The organism is Thermoplasmata archaeon (genome assembly GCA_035532555.1).
Lineage (GTDB): Archaea > Thermoplasmatota > Thermoplasmata > Lutacidiplasmatales > UBA184 > Lutacidiplasma.
This window is the reverse complement of the sequence record DATKQS010000021.1, coordinates 15,833-36,850: the sequence shown is the minus strand read 5'-3', so window position 1 is coordinate 36,850 and position 21,018 is coordinate 15,833. Positions and strand designations below refer to the sequence as shown.

21 protein-coding genes are annotated in these 21,018 nt (G+C 68.7%); 10 read left to right on the top strand and 11 right to left on the bottom strand.

From position 1 onward, the window contains the following. The coding region (locus VMV28_06270; GenBank protein HUZ80201.1) for a helix-turn-helix domain-containing protein at positions 1-236 on the bottom strand (236 nt) is incomplete at its 3' end. Positions 237-365: 129 nt separating this feature from the next. Here VMV28_06270 and VMV28_06265 point away from each other — a divergent pair. Then, complete coding sequence (locus tag VMV28_06265; GenBank protein ID HUZ80200.1) at positions 366-830, top strand: GNAT family N-acetyltransferase; 465 nt, start codon at positions 366-368, stop codon at positions 828-830. A 23-nt stretch (positions 831-853) separates the two neighbouring features. On the opposite strand, the gene VMV28_06260 is transcribed toward VMV28_06265, so the two are convergent. After that, a complete protein-coding gene (locus VMV28_06260) occupies positions 854-1,855 on the bottom strand; it encodes a kinase (GenBank protein HUZ80199.1) in 1,002 nt (333 codons plus the stop codon). Positions 1,856-2,016: 161 nt separating this feature from the next. Continuing rightward, positions 2,017-2,307, bottom strand: a complete 291-nt coding sequence (locus VMV28_06255; protein ID HUZ80198.1) for a GYD domain-containing protein — start codon at positions 2,305-2,307, stop codon at positions 2,017-2,019. A 132-nt stretch (positions 2,308-2,439) separates the two neighbouring features. Between VMV28_06255 and thrS the strand changes: the two genes are divergently transcribed. Next, positions 2,440-4,359, top strand: coding sequence for a threonine--tRNA ligase (gene thrS, locus VMV28_06250; GenBank protein HUZ80197.1), 1,920 nt, complete (start codon positions 2,440-2,442; stop codon positions 4,357-4,359). A 148-nt stretch (positions 4,360-4,507) separates the two neighbouring features. Further along, entirely contained in the window at positions 4,508-6,634 is a 2,127-nt protein-coding gene (locus VMV28_06245; GenBank protein ID HUZ80196.1) for a sodium-translocating pyrophosphatase, read from the top strand. 101 nt (positions 6,635-6,735) lie between these two features. Here the strand turns inward: VMV28_06245 and VMV28_06240 are convergent, their stop codons facing one another. Together VMV28_06240 and VMV28_06235 are read right to left on the bottom strand one after the other, a co-directional pair. Further along, a complete protein-coding gene (locus VMV28_06240) occupies positions 6,736-7,167 on the bottom strand; it encodes a VOC family protein (GenBank protein HUZ80195.1) in 432 nt (143 codons plus the stop codon). Between the two features lie 507 nt (positions 7,168-7,674). Then, positions 7,675-8,037 (bottom strand): hypothetical protein, encoded by a 363-nt coding sequence (locus tag VMV28_06235; GenBank protein ID HUZ80194.1) that lies wholly within the window; start codon positions 8,035-8,037, stop codon positions 7,675-7,677. Between the two features lie 113 nt (positions 8,038-8,150). Between VMV28_06235 and VMV28_06230 the strand changes: the two genes are divergently transcribed. The 3 genes from VMV28_06230 to VMV28_06220 are packed head-to-tail and all read left to right on the top strand — an operon-like array spanning position 8,151 to position 12,365. Then, complete coding sequence (locus VMV28_06230) at positions 8,151-8,516, top strand: hypothetical protein (GenBank protein ID HUZ80193.1); 366 nt, start codon at positions 8,151-8,153, stop codon at positions 8,514-8,516. A 6-nt stretch (positions 8,517-8,522) separates the two neighbouring features. Continuing rightward, positions 8,523-9,803, top strand: a complete 1,281-nt coding sequence (locus VMV28_06225; protein HUZ80192.1) for a hypothetical protein — start codon at positions 8,523-8,525, stop codon at positions 9,801-9,803. A 9-nt stretch (positions 9,804-9,812) separates the two neighbouring features. Next, positions 9,813-12,365 (top strand): SMC family ATPase, encoded by a 2,553-nt coding sequence (locus tag VMV28_06220; GenBank protein HUZ80191.1) that lies wholly within the window; start codon positions 9,813-9,815, stop codon positions 12,363-12,365. Here VMV28_06220 and VMV28_06215 read toward each other — a convergent pair. Then, entirely contained in the window at positions 12,358-13,494 is a 1,137-nt protein-coding gene (locus VMV28_06215) for an aldo/keto reductase (protein ID HUZ80190.1), read from the bottom strand. The genes VMV28_06220 and VMV28_06215 overlap by 8 nt on opposite strands. Before the next feature lie 209 nt (positions 13,495-13,703). Next, complete coding sequence (locus VMV28_06210) at positions 13,704-14,792, bottom strand: GHMP kinase (GenBank protein HUZ80189.1); 1,089 nt, start codon at positions 14,790-14,792, stop codon at positions 13,704-13,706. Positions 14,793-14,830: 38 nt separating this feature from the next. Between VMV28_06210 and VMV28_06205 the strand changes: the two genes are divergently transcribed. Then, positions 14,831-15,301, top strand: a complete 471-nt coding sequence (locus VMV28_06205; protein HUZ80188.1) for an NUDIX hydrolase — start codon at positions 14,831-14,833, stop codon at positions 15,299-15,301. On the opposite strand, the gene VMV28_06200 is transcribed toward VMV28_06205, so the two are convergent. Both VMV28_06200 and VMV28_06195 read right to left on the bottom strand, forming a co-directional pair. After that, entirely contained in the window at positions 15,288-15,947 is a 660-nt protein-coding gene (locus VMV28_06200; GenBank protein HUZ80187.1) for a DUF998 domain-containing protein, read from the bottom strand. The two genes, VMV28_06205 and VMV28_06200, sit on opposite strands and share 14 nt — an antisense overlap. A 22-nt stretch (positions 15,948-15,969) precedes the next feature. Beyond that, positions 15,970-16,113, bottom strand: a complete 144-nt coding sequence (locus tag VMV28_06195) for a hypothetical protein (protein HUZ80186.1) — start codon at positions 16,111-16,113, stop codon at positions 15,970-15,972. A 285-nt stretch (positions 16,114-16,398) separates the two neighbouring features. Here VMV28_06195 and VMV28_06190 point away from each other — a divergent pair, with 285 nt between their 5' ends. After that, positions 16,399-17,154, top strand: coding sequence for a hypothetical protein (locus VMV28_06190; protein ID HUZ80185.1), 756 nt, complete (start codon positions 16,399-16,401; stop codon positions 17,152-17,154). Continuing rightward, positions 17,144-17,542: a VOC family protein gene (locus VMV28_06185; GenBank protein HUZ80184.1), complete on the top strand. Its 399-nt coding sequence runs from the start codon at positions 17,144-17,146 to the stop codon at positions 17,540-17,542. The genes VMV28_06190 and VMV28_06185 overlap by 11 nt, the downstream gene beginning before the upstream one ends. Before the next feature lie 43 nt (positions 17,543-17,585). Here the strand turns inward: VMV28_06185 and VMV28_06180 are convergent, their stop codons facing one another. Together VMV28_06180 and purT are read right to left on the bottom strand one after the other, a co-directional pair. Further along, positions 17,586-17,861, bottom strand: a complete 276-nt coding sequence (locus tag VMV28_06180; protein HUZ80183.1) for a hypothetical protein — start codon at positions 17,859-17,861, stop codon at positions 17,586-17,588. A gap of 63 nt (positions 17,862-17,924) precedes the next feature. Continuing rightward, entirely contained in the window at positions 17,925-19,199 is a 1,275-nt protein-coding gene (gene purT / locus VMV28_06175; protein HUZ80182.1) for a formate-dependent phosphoribosylglycinamide formyltransferase, read from the bottom strand. Positions 19,200-19,284: 85 nt separating this feature from the next. Between purT and VMV28_06170 the strand changes: the two genes are divergently transcribed. After that, on the top strand, positions 19,285-20,976 hold the full coding sequence (locus tag VMV28_06170) for an FAD-binding oxidoreductase (protein HUZ80181.1): 1,692 nt from the start codon (positions 19,285-19,287) through the stop codon (positions 20,974-20,976). The last annotated feature ends 42 nt before the right edge of the window (positions 20,977-21,018 follow it).

The window sequence follows — 21,018 nt, the reverse complement described above, 5'->3', positions numbered from 1 at the left end:
ACCCTCCCGACCCCCTCCTGGTCGTAGGCTCTCCACTTGGCAAGGCCCCGGCACTGGTCCACGTACGAGATGGATCGCTTCTCTTTCCGCCACGCATCTTGCCGTTGTTCGAGCGCGTAGTTCCAGAGAAAGCGCAACTCGCCGAACTGTCGGAGGAGTTCCCGCTCCTGATTCGGAAACGGGTAGAGGCGGTACTTGTTCGGGTGATACATCTTCGGCGGTAGCACTCCATCCATGCCCCCAGCGTAGATAGGGGGCTCGCTAACCCCCTACAAGTAGGGGGGCTTGCGCTCGCCGACATCGTCACCCTGCGCGAACCCGGCCCCGCGGGGATCGACATCGCGGTGGATGCTCGCGAGGTTGCAATGTCCACCGAGACGCTCAACGAGGATCACCTTACCGACCGCGTGATCGACCTATACGTCCAGACGAAGGATCCTGCGGACCCCGCTCGAGGCCACGTTCCCCAGTACCACTACAAGATCACGCTCCACGGATCCGAGGAAGAGATTGGGACCATTCGATTGAGGATCGGAGATCACCCGGCCCTCCTCACCGCAGGGCACATGGGGTACTTCGTTGCCGAAGGCTACCGGGGCCGGCACTTCGCGGAGAGGGCCTGCCGGTTGCTCGGGCCGGTGGCGCTCGATCATGGGCTGACGAGGATCATCCTCACGTGCGACCCGGAGAACGCGGCCTCACGCCGGACCTGTGAGCGGCTCGGGGCGCACTTCGCCGGGATCTTCGAGGTGCCCACCGATCATGAGATGTATCAGAAGGGCGCGCGGGTGGTCTGCAGGTATGACTGGGTACTGAACACCGAGAGTTGATCGCGCCGGACGCGCCTCGACCCTCACTCCTCGAACACGAGCGAACTGCCCCGGATGTCGAGGCGGATGGGCTTCCTCATCAGGCCGAGCGAGCCGAGAGCGTGCTGGACGTCGTGCTGGCGTTCGGGAGGCACGACGAAGAACAGGAATCCGCCTCCGCCCGCGCCCATGAGCTTGCCTCCGAAGGCACCGTTGCGCTTCGCGACGGCACACCACTCGTCGATGGTCGGACTGGTGACGCCCTCCGAGAGCCGTCGCTTGAGCTCCCAGTTCTCCTCCATCAGCCGGCCGATCTCGGGAAGATCAAGCTTCTCGATGGCCGCGGCGGTCTGGAGGGCGAGATCCTTCATCGTTCGGTACTCGTCGAGATGACTCTCGACGGCATTCGCCTGATGCGCATGGATGGCCGACGAGGGTCGCTCGACCCCCGTGAAGAAGAGCATCAGGCTCTGGTTCAGGGTCTCGAGCGCGTCGTGGTCCACCTGCAGGCTCTGAACCGAGACCGTGTCGTCCCGGTCCACCCGGATGAGATTCAGGCCGCCGTAGGCCGCCGTGTACTGGTCCTGGACTCCGCCCGGCTCGTGAAGGATCTCGCGTTCGATCCGGACCGCCTCGCGCGCCAGTTGCCGAGGGCCCACGCGGTCGCCCCGCCAGGAGTGGAGCGCGTTCAGGACCCCGACCGCACAACTGCTGCTGGAACCGATCCCGGTGCCGCGGGAGGGCATTTGGGTCGCCGTGATGACCTGGATCCCGCTCGGGATCTGGAGCAGGCGCATCGCTTCCCGGATCGAGCTGTGGGCGATCTCGTCGATGCTCTGCCGGGCGTCCTCGGTGACCCTGTAACTGACGCGGATCTCGGAGGGTACGAAATTCTCCGCGACCATGACGTAGATACCTTTGTTGATCGATCCTGCGACGCAGGCGCCGCCCCCGAACTTCCGGTAGTACTCCGGGAGGTCGGTGCCCCCACCCGCGAAGGTGACCCGAAATGGCGTCTTCGAGATTACGGCGGTCTTCCCCGGCATGAACTCGCCCGGCTACGAACCCCGCTAGGAGACTAGGGCCTTATCGAAGTAGCGGCCGGCGCCCCGGCCCGTCGTCCGAGTTCGCGCCCGCGCCGTCGGGGGCTTCCATTCCCCGCTCCGACGCCTTCGGCGCACGGGGTTCTCGAGGCCCCGGGGCCGGCTCAGAGCTTCTCCACCAGCTGACGGAACTCGGCGTCGGTCCAGCCCTTGAGCGTGATGGTCCGCGCGGCTCCGCTCAGCCCGACTCCGAGCGCGAGGCGGTTCGCCACCTCGTCCGAAGGGAGTTCCGCGGTGACCACCGCGTCGTAGATCCCCATGGTATGCAGGATCGTGGTCACCTTGCCCCCGGCCGCGGTGATCGCACGCTCGAAATCATTGGCCCGCTTGGGTGAGTCCTTCACCGTGTGAATCCCCTGATCGGTCAATTGCACCAAGAACACGTAGTTCGGCATGGTTCTCCGCCGCCCGATGCGCGACGCGTAGAAAGCGATGCCGGCCGCCGGCGGGGACGGTGCCGGTCGGGGGAACCTCCGGTCCGAACCCTTTTTGGGGAGGGGCGAGGTCGCCTCGTCCTCCGAGGCTCGATGTCCGATCCCAACACGGTGACCGTACGGCTTCCAGACGCGAGCGTACGGGAGGTCCCGCGGGGCAGTACCGTACGGGAGATCCTTCGGGCGTGGCGGCCGGAGGAATCCGCGACGTACCTCGCCGCGATCCTCGATGGGGTCCCCGTCGATCTCGACCGCCGGGTCGAGGCCGGCGCCCCGCTCTCACCGCTCACCTTCGAGGACCGAGCGGGCCGGGACATCCTGCAGCACTCTGCGGCCCATCTCGTAGCGAAGGCACTGACGGAGATCATCCCCGAGGCGAAGCCGACCCACGGACCCCCAACCGACGAGGGGTTCTTCTACGATTTCGATGTCCGACCCCTGACCCCCGAGGACCTCGAGGAGATGCGTCGCGTGATCAACCGCACCGTCCGCGCGGGGGACCGGTTCCAACGACGCGAGATCTCGAAGGCCGAGGCCGAGGAGATGTTCGCCACGAACCCCCACAAGCTCCGGTACATCCACGAAGCGCCGGCGGGCGAACCCGTCTCGGTGTACTCGACTGGCGACTTTGTCGACCTGTGTCGCGGTCCCCACGTCCCCGATACCCACTGGCTCGAAGGGGTTCATGTCCTCGGGTTCTCGGCCGTCAAGAGCACGGAGGAAGCGGGCGCACCGTCGATCCAACGGGTGCGCGGGGTCGGGTTCCCGACCCGGGCCGGACTCGATGCGTATCTGAAGATGCGCAAGGAGGCCGAGGCTCGCGATCACCGAGCCATGGGTGCGAAGCTCGAGCTGTTCACCTTCTTCGAGGAGAGCCCGGGCTTCCCGGTGTGGCTTCCGAAGGGAATGATCGTGGTCCGAGAACTGGAACGGTTCGTGACCGAACACCTGCACGAGACCGGGTACTCGGAGGTCCGCACGCCTCTCCTGTTCGATGTCTCGGTCTACCAGACAAGCGGGCACTGGGAGCACTATCGGGAGAACATGTTCCTGACGACGAGCGAGGACCGGACGTTCGGCTGGAAGCCGATGAACTGCCCCGGCTCGATGATGATCTTCCGCTCGCGCGCGCGGAGTTACCGCGAGCTGCCGCTTCGTCTCGCCGAGTTCGCTCCGCTCCACCGCAACGAGCCAAGCGGCACGCTGCATGGAATGACTCGGGTCCGGGAGTTCGTCCAGGACGATGCCCACCTCTTCGTATCGGAGGATCAGATCGAGCAGGAGATCCGGGTCCTCCTCGAATGGGTACGGAGCGCCTTTACGACGTTCCACCTGGAGTGGAGCTACGAACTCTCCACGCGGCCGGCGACGTTCCTGGGAGACAAGGAGACCTGGGACCGCGCGGAGGCGACGCTCGAGAAGGTCCTGAAGGAGTCCGGAGTACAGTACCGCGTCTCTCCCGGGGAGGGGGCGTTCTACGGCCCCAAGATCGACATCCACATCCGCGACAGCATCGGACGGCCGTGGCAGACGGGGACGATCCAGCTTGATTACCAGCAGCCGATCCGCTTCGCGCTCGAGTACCAGGGCGCGGACGGAAAGATGCACGCCCCCGTGGTCATCCACCGGACGATCCTCGGAAGCTGGGAGCGGTTCCTCGGAGTCCTCCTTGAGCATTGCAACGGACGGCTGCCTCCCTGGCTGTGCCCGGTACAGGTCCGCATCCTTCCCGTCGCCGACCGGCACGTGGAGCTCGCCCGGGGCCTCCTCGAGGAGCTGCGATCGAGCCACCTCCGGGTCGAAGTCTCCGACACGCTCGAGACGCTCCCCAAGCGGGTCCGCGAAGCCGAGGTCGATCGCGTCCCGTACATCGCGGTCGTGGGCGATCAGGAGATCGCCGATGGGACCGTCTCTCTGCGGATTCGCGGAGTGAAGGGCTCCGCGTCGTTTTCGCGTCCCGAGTTCATCGACCGGGTGTCACGGCGCGTGCACGAACGCGCCTTCGAACCCTGATCGAAGACGCGGAGATCCTCCTCCGCTCGAGAACGACCCACCCACCAAGGGCTCGGGAGGAAACGTCCAACGGTGCGGGCACACCGCCCCGACCATTCTTTTTTAATAGAGGGGCCGGTACGCGCGACCAGCACCACGGAGTGAAGTCATGGGACTGAGCACCTTCCAACTGGAGATCCTGATCCTCGTCGCCTCGGTCCTCGCACTCGTGTATGCCGCGGTGATGACGCTGTTCGTCCTGCGTCAATCGGACGGCAACGACCGGATGCGGTCGATCGGCGACGCCATCCGAGAGGGGGCCAACGCGTTCCTGCGCCGCGAGTACACGATCGTGTTCTCCGTGGCGATCGCGCTCGCGATCATCATCGCCTTCGCGTTCGGCATTGGCGGCATCGGACCCGCCCTCGCGATCGGATTCCTCTTCGGCGCTGCGGGCAGCGCGCTCGCGGGCGCGATCGGGATGTACGTCAGCGTCCGCGCGAACGTGCGCACCGCGGCCAAGGCCGAGAAGAGCGATCTGGCTTCGACCATGCGATTCGCGTTCTACGGCGGCACCGTGACGGGCCTCTCCGTCGCGGGACTCGCACTCATCGAACTCGTCGGGTTCTACATGGCGTTCGGTGGCAACGTCTCGAGCATGGTCGGGCTCCTCTTCGGGGCGTCGCTGATGAGTCTCTTCGCCCGGGTCGGCGGCGGGATCTACACGAAGGGCGCCGACGTCGGCGCCGACCTCATCGGCAAGGTCGAGGCGGGGATCCCCGAGGACGACCCCCGGAACCCCGCCGTCATCGCGGACAACGTTGGAGACAACGTCGGAGACTGCGCGGGAATGGCCGCGGATCTGTTCGAGACCTACGTCGTCACGGCGGTCAGCGCGATGCTCCTCGCCTACTTCATCGGGAGCGCCATCACGACCAACTACCCCAACGCGATCCTGTATCCGCTCGTCGTCTGCGCCTGGGCGATCGTGGCCACGATCGTCGGGATCGCCTTCGTGCGGATGCGGCCCGGCGGCACCATCATGGGCGCCCTCTACCAGGGGCTCGGCGCGACCACGATCGTCGGCGTCGTGGGCCTGTTCTACCTCAACTACACCTTGATGAACGGCAACTGGGGTATGTTCGTCGCCACGGTGGTCGGGCTCGTCGTGATGGTCCTGATCGTCCTCGCGACCGACTACTACACGAACTCGAGCTATCGGCCGGTCAAGAAGATCGCCGAATCCGCGCAGGCGGGAGCCGGCACGACGGTCATCACGGGCCTAGGCGTGGGCCTCGAGGCCGTCTGGATCTCGGGCATCTCGATCGTGGGAGCCATCCTGATCGCCTACACCGCCGTGGGCTGGCAGGGCTGGACGACCGCCCCCACTCCCGAGCTCGGACTCTACGGGATCGGCCTCGCGGCCGCGAGCATGCTCGCGGTCACGGGCATGATCATCTCGATCGATGCGTTCGGCCCGATCACCGACAACGCCGGAGGGATCGCCGAGATGGCCGGGCTCCCGGCGGAGGCACGCGCGATCACCGATCCGCTGGACGCGGTCGGGAACACGACCAAGGCGATCACCAAGGGCTACGCCATCGGCTCGGCCGTCCTCGCCTCGCTCGCCCTGTTCGCGGCCTACACTTTCGCGACCGCCCAGGCGTGGTGCGGGAGCGGCTCCTCGGTGACGATCTCCTGCTGGACCTCGTTCACCAGCATGCTGACGATCGACCAACCGCTGATCGTAGCGGGCCTGATCATCGGGGCGATCCTGCCGTTCTTCTTCACCTCGTTCCTGATGGAGGCGGTCGGGGTCGCGGCGAAGGCGATCGTCTTCGAGGTACGCCGCCAGTTCAAGGAGATCCCCGGCATCCTCGCGGGCACGGCGAAGCCCGAGTACGGCACGTGCGTCGACATCGTCACGGTCACGGCGATCCGCCAGCTCGCAGTGCCCGCGATCATCGCGGTCTCCGTCCCGCTCGCGGTCGGCTTCCTGCTCGGACCCATCGCGCTCGCGGGCGTCCTGCTCGGCGTCATCCTCTCCGGCTTCCCGCTCGCGATCATGATGACCACGGGGGGCGCCGCATGGGACAACGGCAAGAAATACATCGAACTGGGTCACTTCGGCGGCAAGGGCTCCGACGCGCACAAGGCGGCCGTCGTCGGCGACACCGTCGGGGACGCGACCAAGGACACCGCGGGACCCGCCATCAATCCGCTCATCAAGGTCGTGAACACCGTCTCGATCCTGTTCATCGCGCTCATCGTGGCCCACGCGGTCATCGGGATCTAGGACCTGCGGCTGCGTCCGGGCCGGATGGCCCCCGGAGGACCGGAGGCGCCCGGCCGAACCACCTCGCCCGTCGGATCTCTCGGCCAGCGTTCTCGAGCCGCCTAGCGCTTTCGAGTACGGGCGTGAGGCCGGGCTGACCGGGCCCTTCGGCTCGGGGCGCGCGAATTCAGGGTAGCCCGCACCATCGGCGTAGGTACCTCAAGGAGCCAGAAGATGTTCCCGTCCGGGTCGGCGAACTTGGCCATCGCGCCCCACTTCTCCCGCTGGGGAGGTACGGGGAACGGCACGGCGCTCTTGGCCATGCGAGCAGTCAGCGCGTCCATCTCATCGGTCACGAAGGCGATGCCGGTGTCGCCGGGCTCCAGGGGAGCGAAGCCCTCGCACAGATGCAGAACGAACCGGTCCCCCGGCGGGGCAACGAGGATCGCGTGCCCGGAACCCCCGACGGTATACGTGGAGAATCCGAGGTTCTTCGCCCACCACTTCGCCGACGCCTTGGCGTTCGACACGACGACGGCCACGTCCGCGATCACGGATCGCCCGATGTTCCGGGCCCTAGTCAACGACCACCGATTGAACTCGGTGGCTTGCGCTTCCAATTTCCGTCCAGGGGCTGGTTCCCCAGAAAACGCCGTCTTACCGACGGTACGGAGCGCGATGGGCCGGTCGACTTCGGGGTTCCAATCCCTACCCGCACGAAGCGGGAAGCGGCCCGGCTCGGGAAGGGGCATCAAAGGTGTTTCCGCCCCCTCCTTGCGGAGGCATAGCTCCCCGAGTCTGGTGCGTATGCCCGTCGGTTCCCAACCTTCAACTGTTGCTCCCTTGCGGGAGTGCCTTACCCCTTGCGAGGTGTTTGGGGGCGGGCGCACCCTGCGCCGAGCGTGCTCGTTCCCATCGGTGGGGAACTCGCTCGGCTGTGTGCCGGGGCCATCACCGGGAAACACAAATAGGTGCCGGCGCTCCTCCCCCCAACAAGTTGAGGGGTCTCCGCGCCGAGAGGGTTCTATGAACGGACACGCGGCCGCTACGGCCGACCGCGCCTAGGCGTAGTGGCTCATCGTGGAGCGTTCCTTGCGCGCTTCCTCGCGCTGCTCGCCGCGCTCCTCCCGGCGACGCTCCTTGTCGCAGTCCTCTTCCGTGACCCAGACGAACTCCACGTCCTCGGGGTGCTCGTGGGCGATGAACGCGCCCGCCTCGAAGGCGCTCGAGAGCATCTCCTCGAGGTTGTCGGCCTCGCTGCCTTCGAGCCGGCCGGCCGTCCGCCAGTACCAGTCGGGCGCCTTGCCGGCGGCCTGGAGGTACTCGGTAATGAGATCGTAGATCGCGCCCCGGGACTCGGAAAGGCGCACGTGCAGGTGGCGCTCGCGCTCGTCGGAGTGCGGGGCCTCGGGCGGAGATGACATCGCGATAGGAAGGGCCGGTGGCCTCTATAACTCCTCGCGGAAGCCCGCCTCCCGCACTCCCCGACGCTTCAAGAGCCCGCTCCGCATGGGACGGTTCCGGACGGCACGATTCGATGGCGACCTCGAGGCCCAAAGCACCGATGGGGGGCACCGCGAGCTCCAGCGCGCGCTACGTCTTTCTCGTCGGCCGCCTGCGCAACCGGCAGATCACGATGGAGGAAGCGACCGAGCTGTTCGAGATCATGGACCTCACCGTGCGCTCCCTTTCGGCGGCCGCCGCGGCGGCGCCGCCGGCCTCCAAGTCTTCCTCGCCGCCGAAGAGCACCTCCCCGGAATCCCCGGCCCCGCGGTTCAACAGCGACGATCTGCTGCCGTTCGGGATCCTCCTGGTAGGCGCGGCGAGCGGCATCTCCGCGGCCCTCCGGGACCGCAGCCGCAACGGCCCACGCAAGGGCCCGCCCGAACCACCGGTCCGGTAGAGATCCATGGCTTCGGACCGGTTCGTCTTCGCGCACCTCGCCGACGCGCACGTCGGGGCATGGCCCCGAGACGCCAAGCTGCGGGGCCTCCTGCGCGAGAGCGTCCTCCGCTCGATCGCCCAGGTCCGTGTCGAGCATGCCGAGTTCCTGCTCATCTCGGGCGACCTCTTCCACACGCCCGTACCGGACCCGGCGGAGGTCGCGCCGGTCGCGGCCGCCCTGCGTCAGCTCTCGATTGACGGAACCCGGATCTACGCGATCTACGGCTCGCACGATTACGTCGCGCACAAGACCAGCTGGCTCGACGTCCTCGCCGAAGCCGGCGCCTTCGCCAAGGTGGCACCCGAGGCGGTTCACCCCGAGGGCGCGCGCTGGGCGCTCCCCTTCCTCGTGGACGAGCCGACCGGAGCTCGGATCGCCGGCATCTCCGGCCGGTCCCACGGGCTCGACCGCGAGTACTTCGGCGGCGTGGACTCCGAGCGGTTCCGAGCCGAGCCGGGGTTCAAGATCTTCCAGTTCCACGCGGCGATCGAGGAGTGCCTGCCGCCCCGGCTCCGGGCGCACATCCATGGGATCGCGCGGGCCGATCTGCCCCCAGGCTGCGGGTACTACGCCGGGGGCCACATCCACGTGATGTACGAGGACGAAGGACCGGGCGGCGGTCTCCTCGTCAACCCCGGTGCGATCTTCGGGACGTCCACGCCGGACCTCGTGTACCGGCAGGAGCACCCCGGCACGCAAGGTCTCGCGGTCGTGACCGTCGTGCGAGGACGGCCGTCGGTGCGTTTCTTCGATCCATTCCCATACTCGAAGGTCCACATCATCGACGTCAACGTCACGGGGCGGAGCGGAAGCGAGATCCTCACCGACATCGAGGTGGCGGCGCGCCCGTACGCGGGGGCCGGAACGAACATCATCGCCCACTACACCGGCACTCCGAGCGCCGCGGGCCTCGCCGCGCTCGGGGTGTCGGAGTCCCAGCGGCGGTTCGAAGAGCTCGGGATGTCGTTGCACCCCGACGTCCGGGACGTCGCGGGCGTGTCGGCCGAGGCGACGCCCGTGCTGCCGGAATCGGAGATCGAGGCCGCCGGGTTCGCTACCCTCTCCGAGGAGACGGGACCGAGCGCTCCGTGGGCCGCGGGTCCTGAGGGCGCTCAGCGACTGCGCGAGCTCCTCCAGGAGCTGGCCCTCCCGCGAGGCGAGGGAGAGTCCCGGACCGATTACGTGGAGGCCCGGGTCGACGGGGGCAGCCGACTGCTCGGCGTTCGACGGGTCGGACCACGCTGAGGAGGACCGATGCAGCTGCGCCGCCTCCGATTGAAGAACATCCGCAGCTACACCTCCGCCGAGCTCGAACTCACCCGGGGGACGACCCTGATCGCCGGGGATGTCGGCTCCGGCAAGACCTCCCTCCTCTACGCGATCGAGATGGCCCTCTTCGGGTTCGCCGAGGTCGACGCGGGGTTCCTCGTTCGCCACGGCGCGCCCCAAGCGGAGGTCGCCGTCGAGATCGAGCACGAGGGCCACCGCTACGAGATCTCCCGCCGGTTCCGGCGGATCACCCGCAAGGGTCGCCATAGCTTCGAATTGGAGCGCAGCACGTTCTCGCAGGACGGAGCGACGACCCAGTACTCGGCGACCGAGCTCCGCCAGCGGATCATCGACCTCTTCGGTTTTCCGGACAATCCGAGTCCTCGCGCCCACTCCGATCTGTGGCGCTGGGCGGTCTACGTGCCTCAGGAACGGATGCGCGAGGTCCTCTCCCAAGAGCCCCAGGACCGGCTCGAGACGATCCGCAAGGCGCTCGGAGTTGAGCGGTACCGCGCCGCAGCGGAGAACGCGCAAGAACTCGCCTCCGAGATCCGGCGGGTCGCGGCCACGCGCGTCGAGGAGGCCGGCCGCCTCCACCACTGGGAGGCCGACCATTCCGTGCGCTCTGCGGAGATCGTCCGGCTCCGGGCGGAACGCGTGGGCCTCGAGACGAAGCATGCGGAGCTCCGCCGAGATCTCGATGCCGCGGAACGCGCCGGCCAGGAGCTCCAGGAAGGTCTGCGCCGGGTCGAAGGGGACCGCCGAGAGCAGGCGAGCCTAACGCGCCAAGGCGAACAAGATCTGCGCGCCGTCGCCTCGCTCACCGAGCAGCAGCGCCATGCGGTGGCCGAGATCGGACGTCTCGCCGCCGGTGACACCGTCGGCCCCGCCACCGATCTCGCGGCCCTGAGCCAGCGGGCCGCGACGCTCGACGAGGAGCAAGCCCGGCTGAACGCCGGGCTGCGCGAACTCGCCACTCGACTCCAAGAGCTCGCCGCAGTGCGCGCCGAAGCGCTCGCGGCCGAGCGACACCGGACCGACGCTCGCGAGCACGCCGATCGGGCCCGGCATGCGCTCGAAGAAGCGAAGGCGACGCTCGCCGAGCTGGCGGCGCAGGGGCCCGCGCGAGAACCCCCGGCTCCCACGCTCCGAAATCTATCGGAGATCGACGCGGCCCTGGAAACTGCCCAGGCGGCGGAACGAACGGCGCTCGAGGAAACGGCGCGCGCTCGGACGGATCTGGAAGAGGTGGACACGCTCCTCGCGGGGGGCATCTGTCCCCGGTGCCGGCAGACCGTCCGCCCCGAGGAGTTCCGCCCGCACCGAGAGGAGAGCGCGCGAGCCCTCGCCGAAACGGAGAATCGACTTCGCAAGCTGCAGGCCGGGCGCGGGGCCGTTGGGGAGGAACGACGATCCCGCGAACGGTACGAACGCGCCCGCGACCGTTGGATCGATCTAGAGCACCGCCGCGCGGACTCTTCCGCGTCGCTCGCGCGGTGCCAGAGCGAGGAAGTGACATCACGGACGGCGCTCCGCGAAGCGGAAGCCGAGGCCCAGAGGGCCCGCGAGCGGGCCACCTCACTCGAACCCATAGAGGCCACGGAGCGCGCCGAACGGGCGAAGGCGACCGCCCTGGACGCCGAGCGGGCGCGCTGCATCACCGGGATCGAGGGGGTCCGCCGAGCCGAGGAGGAACGGCGGAACCGTCAGATCCGTCGGGAGTCGCTGGAGCGGGATCGGGAGAGGATCGGCACCGAGCTCGAGGCGATCCAACAGCGGGTCGCCGAGCGCATGATCGCCCTGAACGCCCTGAGGGACCGGGTGGAGCGCGCCGCCACTCTCGAGCAGGAGGACGCCCGCGCCCGGAAGAAGCTCGCCGAGCTCCAGGCCGTGGCTACGGAGATCCGCGCCGCCGTGGTGCGCGCGGAGGCCCGCATCGAGGACTCCGAGCGACGCCTCAACGAGGCGGAGGCCGGTCTTCGGGAGCGCCGCCAGCTCCTCGGCGAGATCGAGGAACTGCGGGCGAAGGCGGCCTGGGTCGGAGGACCGTTCCGCGAGACGCTCTTCTCGATCGAGGAACGCCTGCTCGCCTCCGCCCAGGCGATGTTCGACCAGCTCTTCGCCCGCTACTTCGCATCGCTCATAGACGACACGGGCCTCGAGGCCCGCGTCGACGTCAGCTTCACCCCGGCAGTCCTCATCCACGGGGAATGGACCCCCGCCGAGGCGCTGAGCGGGGGAGAACGCACGTCGCTCGCGCTCGCCTTCCGCCTCGCGCTCGGCCGGGTCGTCCGGACGATGGGGAGCCTCGATCTCGAAACGATCATCTTGGACGAGCCGACCGACGGGTTCTCCCCGGAGCAAATCGTGCGGATGGGGGAGCTCCTGGAGGAGCTCGCCCTGCCTCAGGTCATCCTCGTCTCGCACGAGGCCGAGCTCGCGTCGATCGCGGACCGGGTCGTCCTCGCCGAGAAGCACGACGGGGTCTCGGTGCTCCGAGTCTCCCGCGCCGACCCGGCCGGATCGCCCGCTATCTAGGAAGAGCGTCTGAGCGCCCTCCCGACGGGAGGAGCGTCGAAAACGTCGTCGCGTCCCACGGTGGGATCGAGGCCAGCTCGAGGTTCTCGGCGATGTGTTCCGGCCGTTTCTGGCCGACCAGTGCGGCGGTGTTCCCGGGTGCGGAACGCGCGAATTGAAGAGCCGTCGCGGCGCGCGGGAGCCCGGCGGCCGTCGCGCCCGAGCGCGCGAGCCGGCCCTGGAGGAGGGGCGCGCTCGTGAAGCATCCGACGCCGAGGGCCGTCGCGGCCGCGAACAGGGTCATCGGGACTCCGGCGACCCGCTGGTTCTGGACCGTCGCGGCCTCGGGCATCGCGAGGTTGAACGGGAACTGGATGTACCGGAAGCCGTGGTGCTCGCCGCCCGCCTCGTGGGCGATGCGCACGGCGGTCTCGAGCGAGAAGAATCCCGGCTCGATCGCGGCGACCCGCAGGGAATCCCACGTGGCGAGCCCGTACGTTCCGAGCGTTCCTTCCGCACGGAATCCCTCGAGAACTTCGAAGGCAAGGCGCAGTCGCCGCTCGAACTCCTCGAGTCCGACCTCGGGGATCTGGGCGTCGGGCGCGTTGTGCAGATAGAGGAGATCGACGGCCTCCACGCGCAGATTGTTCCGGCTGCGCCGGAACTGGTCGCGCAGGAACGACGGGGCGAGGGATTGGCTTCCGCCGACGACCTCCGCGAGCGGCAGGATCCCCGGCTGCACCAGCTCCTCGTGGACCCAGCTGCGCGGGTCCCGCTCGGACTCGCTGTCGGGAGCGAGGTAGCCGATCTTGGTCGCGAGGAAGACCTCCTCCCGCCGAACGGGGCCCGTGGCCACGAGGTGGCTCAGCGCGCGGCCGATGCTCCGCTCCGCCCGCTGGCCCCGATAGTTGATCGCCGTATCGAGGACGTTCACGCGGCCGCTGGTCAACGCGATCGAGACCGCGTCGGTGACGGCGATGTCGGTCGCGGGGTCGGGATTCCCGAGGTAGGTACCGAGCCCGATCGAGCTGAGCGTGAGGCTCTGCGCGGCCTCGCGGAAGTGCAAGGGGGAGATCTGTCGGCGCTCGAGGGCGCGCTCGCGGAACGCGCGCGTCCCGTCCGGGGTCGCCCGTCCCGGGAGATGCTCCACGCCCGGCCAGCAGCACCGGCCCACAAGAGGTTGGGGGGCCGGAGCCGTCCGGGACCCTAGCTTGAAATCTCGGTCCCTCTTCGGCCCGGCCGAACGATGCCCCGACGCAAGTACGGTCACATGCAGCACGCGATGCCGGCGCCGGTCTCCCCGGAGAAGTGCCGCTTTTGCAAACTGAAGCGGCCGTGCCCGGTGCACCGCAAGCGGACCTAGGATCGCTCGATCCCCGAGGTCGCGTTCGTCCCCGTTCGGCGCGGGTTGCGCACGGTCCAGGATTGGAGGCCGCTATACTCGAGCGAGAAGTCGACGACCTTTCCTCCGGCATCGTTGACCGCGCGCGCGACCTGCGCCCGCCGCACGAAGTCGCAGAAGAACAGCAGGTAGCCGCCCCCTCCGGCGCCTAGGAGCTTCCCTCCGAGCGCGCCCGCCGCGCGGGCCTTCTCGTACAGCCCGTCGATCTGCGGATTGGAGATGCCGGACGTGAACCGCTTCTTCAGCTGCCACCCCTCGTCGAGCAGTCGGCCCATCTCGTCGATGTTCCCACGGAGCAGTTCGTTCTTCATGTCGATCGCGAGCTTCTTCGTCGCATCCAGGGCGTCGACGGTCTCTCGGGCCTTGGCGGTGTACGCGCGCTGCTGCTCCCGAATGATGTCGTTGGAGAAATGGCTCGTCCCCGTGTAGCAGAGGAGGAGACGATAGGCGAGCTCGTTCGCAACCTCCGGGTGGATCTTCAGCGGGGTGACGATCGCCCGTTCCTTCGTGAACTCCATGAAGTTGAAGCCCCCGAACGTCGCCGCGTACTGGTCCTGGCGTCCGCCGCGCAGGCCGAGCTCGTTGCGCTCGATGTGGTAGGCGATCTCGGCGACCTCGTACTGGGTCCACGGCTCGCGCAGGTAGTGCTGGAACGCGCCCACGAGCGCGACGCACATCGTCGAGGAGCTCCCGAGACCCGTCCCGGGGGGGGCGTCGGAATGCAGGAACATGTTCAGGGAGTCGGTCGACTGCGGTCGCGCGGGATCGCTCGGGCGCAGGATCCGGAGCGCGGCCTTGACGAGATCGAGCTCGCCGTTGTAGACGAGGTCGTCCGGCGTGGCGTACCGGCTCTTCATGTCGTAGTCGAGCGAGTGGACCCCGGTCTCGCCCTTCCCGTCGGGTTCGATGTCGAGGGTAGCGTAGGCGAACTTGTCGATGGTGCAGTTCAGCACCGCACCGCCCTTCTCTTCCGGGTACGGGGAGACGTCGGTCCCGCCCCCGGCGAAGCTGATCCGCAAGGGCGCCTTGCTTCGAACGACCTGCATACCGAACGACTCCGACAGGCATGGAAGCGCAAATAACGATGCGAGCGTCGGCGAATCGGCCGCCCGGCCGGGAGAACACGACGATCATGGCTCGGCCTCCCGGACCCGCGCTCACCGTCGATGCGGTCTGGATCGATCGAGACCGCATCCTCTTGGTCCAGCGCGGCCGCCCCCCGTTCCGCGGAAGGTGGGCACTTCCGGGCGGATTCGTGGAGATGGACGAGACGGTGGAGGCGGCCGTGGCCCGGGAGCTCCACGAGGAGACCGGGCTCCGAGCACGCCCCCGAGCGATCGTGGGGGTCTACTCCGGGCCGCACCGCGATCCCCGCGGCTCGACGACGACCGTCGCCTTCCTCATGACGGGGAGATCCGGCGCACCGAAGGGCGGCGATGATGCGTCGACCGCGGCGTGGGTGCCCCTCGCGGAGGCGCACGGGCTCGCCTTCGACCACGATGACATCGTGCGCGATGCGCGCAGATGGTACGGGCGGCGCTTCAAAAAGCGGTAGATGTCCGGAACCGGGCGGAGTACACCGGGATCCGAACGAGGCGGGTCCCGATGGCGAAGAGCCAGAGGGTCAGCGCCGCCAGGCCGATCCGCTCGGCGCCACCGGGCCCGAGCGCGCCGACGTATCCCTGGTGGTACAGGAAGAACGAGATCAACACCACGATCCCGGACAGCAGGGTGTACAGCCGCAGTCCGTCCCACCGGCGGTCCCGAAGCATCGCGAGGGTCAGGATCAGAAGGGCCAGGCCCGAAGCGACGAAGAGCGCAGTCGTCACGGCGCCGTTGACGTTCGCGACGTTCTGAGGCGAGCTCGCCGGGAAGGCCCCGAGGAGGACCGCAGAAAGACCGCCGATCATGAGCAGGACGAGCCCGACGGTGCGTGAGCCCCGCACCGGGAGGCCGCTCCAGATCAGCCACGCGCCGAGGATCAGGAAGATCCCGAACGCGACGATCACCAGATCGAAGACGATCGCGAGCGGAGACTGGGAGGGATCTCCGAAGGATTGGAGGAGCGTCTGGGTCGCGCTGAATCCGGAGTAGGAGATGGCGGGGAGGATGTTCGCAAGCAGGAGGAGGATGCCGGCGACGAGCAATGCGAGCGACCCGAAGCGGACCGCGCGGTGGACCAGCGGCCCCCGTCGCTCCATCGCACCGATGCCCGAGCGGCCCTCAGTCTTGGCGAGCGTTCTTCTCGTAGGAAGCGTCGCTCGTGCGCTTCAGCCGGGCTCCATCGCGGTCGCAGACGGGGCGCGCGCTCGGCGGAACATCGATCACGTAGCCCCCGCCGCACTTCGGACACTCGTAATACGGCATGACGTGTACCGACCTATCAACGGGAGGTTGGGGTATATAAGGGCTCGGGCGCAAGCCGGCACCGATCGCCCGCCGTCGGGGCCGGGCGGGGGGAAGCGAGGGGGAGACGCACGCGCCGTCTCGCCTCGATCGTCCGCCGCGGGGAAGGCCGATCCCGCCATTCCCACGGCCGAAGAAGCGCGCGAGCGCTTCCGGGCCGTCGACTCCTACCGGGCGGACCGGGAGTGGAAACGTTACGAGGGGACCCCGCAGCGCGATCTTTTCCGGGAGCTTCGCGAACGATTCTTGGATCGCCACCGGGTGGACGCGCCGTGGGCGCTCGAGATCGGGCCCGGACCCGGCCGCTTTACGCATCGGATCGGCGCGGACGGAAGCCGGCGCGTGCTGATCGATCTCTCCGACGTGATGCTCCGCCGGGCCTGCAGCCCCCCCTCGGATCGGACGGGCGAACGGTTCTCCCCCGATCCGGTGAGGGGCGACGGGTTCCGCCCGCCCGTACGATCGGCGGCGTTCGGGGAGGTGACCGCGCTCGGAAACGTGCTCGGCTTCGCCCCGGAGCCGTTCGCTCGCTCCCTCCAGCTCCTCGCGAAATCGGCGGCGCCGCGGGCCAAGCTCCTCCTCGAGATCATGCCCGGCACCGGCGAGCGATCGCGGTATTTCGCTCGGCTGCCTCCTCGGGCCGTGGGACGCCTGTTGCGCTCTCCGGTGCGCGCCGTGCGCCCCCGGATCGAGCGCGAGGGGTTCGCGCCGGTCGACGGGCGGGCCGCGAAGGACCACGGGTTCCAGCGACGGACCGTAGCGGATCTCGTGCGAGCGCTCTCGCCGTCCGGCTGGATGATGCGCGAGGCGATGGCCGTGGCCCCGGCGCTGGGGTTCGACCCGGATCGGATTGCCGAGGTGCATCCGAACCCGAACGCTTGGAGCCACCTGTTGGAGATCGAGGAGGGGCTCGGTCGTCTGCCCGAGCGTTGGGAACGATGCGCCGCGATGATGGTCGCCTTCGAACTCGGCCCCACCGCCACGAGGTCCGATGCCCGCTGATCGTGGACCCCCGCGCGAAGCGTCTGGATTCCGGCTCCACCATGTTCAGCTCGCGATTCCTCCCGGAGGGGAGGCCGCGGCGAGCGCGTTCTACGAGGGCCTCCTGGGCCTCGCTCCTCTACCGAAGCCCGCACACCTCGCGGCCCGCGGAGGCCTCTGGTACTCCCTGGGGCCGAACGAACTGCATCTGGGCGTCGAGGTCGGGTTTCGGCCGGCCGCGAAGGCCCATCCCGCCTTCCTGGTCGACGATCTGGAGGGCCTCCGCCGGCGCCTGGACGAGGCGGGATCGCGGACGTACGAGGACGTGCCGATGCCGGGATATCGAAGGTTCTACGCGCTCGATCCGTTCGGGAACCGTCTCGAGTTCCTGACCGCCGACCCGGTCTAAGAGGGGCCGAGCGGACGGACCCCGCCCAAGAAGAGATCCAGGCTCACTCTTCGCCCATCGCGCGCGGTCGCGGGATCATCCTCGGCTGCTCGGCGTCGGTGGGCATGCCGGTCTTTCCATCGACGATCTCGCAGTCCTGCCAGCCGATGCCGACCGTGACGCGGGGGAACTGGACCTTCATGGTGTAGTTGGCGAGCTTGGCCGTCACGAGCCCCTGCGCCCCGGGCGCGAGGTTCGGATTCATGACGGACAGGTCGCGTGTCAAGACGATGCGGGTCTCTCCGAGCACCACACGCTCGAGCTCGCTCTTGTCCTTCATGGCTGGGGCCTGCGACGCCTCCTCGGCGCATAAGCTCGACGGGTGGAACGGATTCGGTTCGGCTCAGGCGGCGTGGCCCGGAGGCGGGGAACCGGGTGAATCGACCACGATCCCGGCCTCGACCGTGCGGGCGGCGCTGTCGGCGAGCCGGCGGGCTTCCTCGGTCGTGGCGCCGCGGGCGACGGCGATCCCCAGGCGACGGCCGCGGTACGTCTCGGGTTTGCCAAACAGGAAGATCCGCACTCCGACGGGAGCCAGGGCTTGCGCGAGGCCACCGAAGCTCGGCGCCCATCCCGCCTCGGATCCGAGGATCACTCGCGCCGCGGCGGGGGTCGTCGGCTCCGGGCCGACGTACGGCAGGCCGAGGATCGCGCGGGCGTGGAGCGCGAACTCGCTGTTCCACTGGCTGCCGAGGGTCACGAGCCCTGTGTCGTGGGGCCGTGGTGAGACCTCACTGAAGTACACGTTCTTCCCCGCGACGAAGCACTCCACCCCGAAGATCCCGATCCCGCCGAGCTGGTCGGTGACCTGGGTGGCGGTCTCCCGCAGGGCCACCTCCACCTCCGGAGCGAACGGCTCGGGTTGCCAGCTCTCATGGTAGAGCGTACCGGGCCGGACGTGCGCGATCGGCGCCATGACCGTTGTGCGGATCTGGCCGGCCGGATCGTAGTGCCTCAGCGTGAGCATGGTCACCTCCCGGTCGAAACGGACGAACTCCTCGATCATGATCCGGGCGTTCCGCACGCGCCCGTGCTCGCTCGCTTCGCCGTAGGCCTCTGCCACCCCTTCGGGGTTAGGCACCACGGTCATTCCGTGGCCTGAGCTCGACATCATCGCCTTGAACACGCAGGGAAATCCGATCTCCTGCGCTCCCCGCCGGGCCTCCTCCAGGGTATCTGCAAAGACGAACCGGCTCGTACGCACCCGGGCCTTCTCGGCCGCGATCCGCCGGATGCGCTCACGGTCCATCGTCGCCCGCGTCGCCGCGGCGCGAGGAATGACCGTCCAGCCCTCCTCCTCGAGCCGGAGGAGCTCGTCGGTCGCGATCTGCTCGATCTCCGGAACCAGGACGTCAGGCGCCTCCCGGCGGACGAGCGCCCGCAGCGCGGCAGCGTCCGTCATCGGCAGGACATGGTGGCGGTGCGCCACCTGCATCGCGGGAGCGTTCGCGTAGCGGTCGACCGCGATGACCTCCGCCCCGAGCCGCATCGCCTCGATGGCGATCTCTCGGCCGAGCTCGCCGCTGCCGAGCAGGAGCACCTTCGGCGCGTTGCCTACGATCGGAGACCCGATCCGGTCTCGGAACAGCACACCACGGCCCGCGCGGGCTTCGGTCATCGGGAAAGGGGGTAGGTCTCGACCTAGATAATTCTCCGCTCCGGGCCGGACGCAAGCATCTATCGTCCCGAGACGTTGCCCGATCATGCGTTCCAAGCGAACCGCGCGCCCACCGATCCCGACCCTGCCTTCGGACCCCCTGCGATGGGGCGACGGCAGCCTCGCCTACCCTCCCGCGGGGATCCGCGCCATCGAGGAGTACTTCGAGCGGGAGCTCGGTCCTGCAACCCCGCCCACGAGCCCCTCTCGGGAGCGGCCTCCCGCGGCGGGCCCGAGCCGCCTCACTCCCGCCGACGTTGAAGGGCTCCGAGCGCGCGTGTCCGGCCCGGTCTCGATCGAGGAACTCGATCGCGTATGCTATTCCTTCGGCCGATCGTACGGGGAGCTCGTCGCTTGGCGCGACCGCCCCTCGGTTCCGACCACCGACGCGGTGGTATGGCCCGCGACCCCCGCCGAGGTCCAGGCGGTCCTCGCATTCGCCTCGGACAACGACCTGGCCGTGGTTCCCTGGGGCGGCGGCACCAGCCTCGTCGGCGGGGTGGCTCCCCTCGCCGGGACCCACCGGGCCGTGATCACCCTGTGCCTTGGCCGAGTGAGCCGACCCCTTGGCATCGATCCCCGGACCGACTCCGCGCGCTTCGAGGCCGGCGCGCACGGTCCCGATATCGAGCGCTTCCTCGGAGAGCGAGGCGTCACGTTCGCGCACTATCCGCTCTCCTTCGAGTTCTCCACATTGGGGGGCTGGATCTCGACGGATTCCAGCAGCCAATCCTCTAGCCGCTACGGTGAGATCCTCGACCGGGTCACGTCGGCCCGATGGGCAACGCCCACCGGATTCTACGAATGGAAGGCGGGAGAGGCGGGACCCGGAGGGATCGAACCACGACGTCTCCTCGCATCGGAGGGCACTCTCGGAGTGCTCGTGGACGCCGGTGTGCGCCTCGCCCCCGCTCCGGAAAAGAGCGCCGTGCGGGCGGTCCTGCTGCCATCCTGGGCCCCGGCGCTCGGGGTCCTGCGGGCCCTCGTCGCCGACGACCCACGCCCCGCCATCGCGCGGATGTCCGACCCCGAAGAGAGCCGGTTTCTCCTAACGCTCGCCCGCGGGGGATCGCCGCCGGAGGAGATCGGAGGGCTGGAGGGGATCGCGCTCCGGCGCAAGATCGCGGATCTCAGCGCGATCGTTCTCGGCATCGTGAGTTTCGACGGGAGCCGCAAGAACGTCGGGCGCGGCACGTACGTGCTCGAGGAGCTGGCCCGTCAGGCCGGCGGGGCGGTCCTCCCGGGGGGGGTCTGGCCCGGCTTCGGGGAGGCGTGGGCGCGGACGCGGTTCCGGGCGCCCGCTCTGCGGGACGGCCTCGTACCGGATGGCTGGGTGCTCGAAGGCATCGAAGCCACCGTACCATGGGAGCAGGCTGCGGAGATCGCATCCCCCGTACGGGAGGCCGTCCGCTCTGCGGCGTCCGAATTCGGGGCACGCGCCCGCCTCCACCTCCAGGCGGGGTCTCCCACATCCTCAACGGTCACCCTGACCTGTACCGTGATCTATCCCGAACCTGCGGGACGGGCGCTCGAGGCTTGGAATGCGATGCGCGCCGCCGCCAGCGCCGCGCTTGTCGAGCACGGGGCGATCCTAGCTCAGCGGCCCGGGATCGGCCGTCTCGACCGCTCGGCCCTAGGGTTCGGCCTCTCTCCGGCCGAGCGGGCCGAGATGCTTGCGTTCAAGGCAACGATCGATCCGAAGGGGGTGTTGAATCCGGGGAAGTTCCTCATTCCTTGAGGTCCGTCCGGCTCGGGAGCACCGCAGGTGGGAGCCCCACGG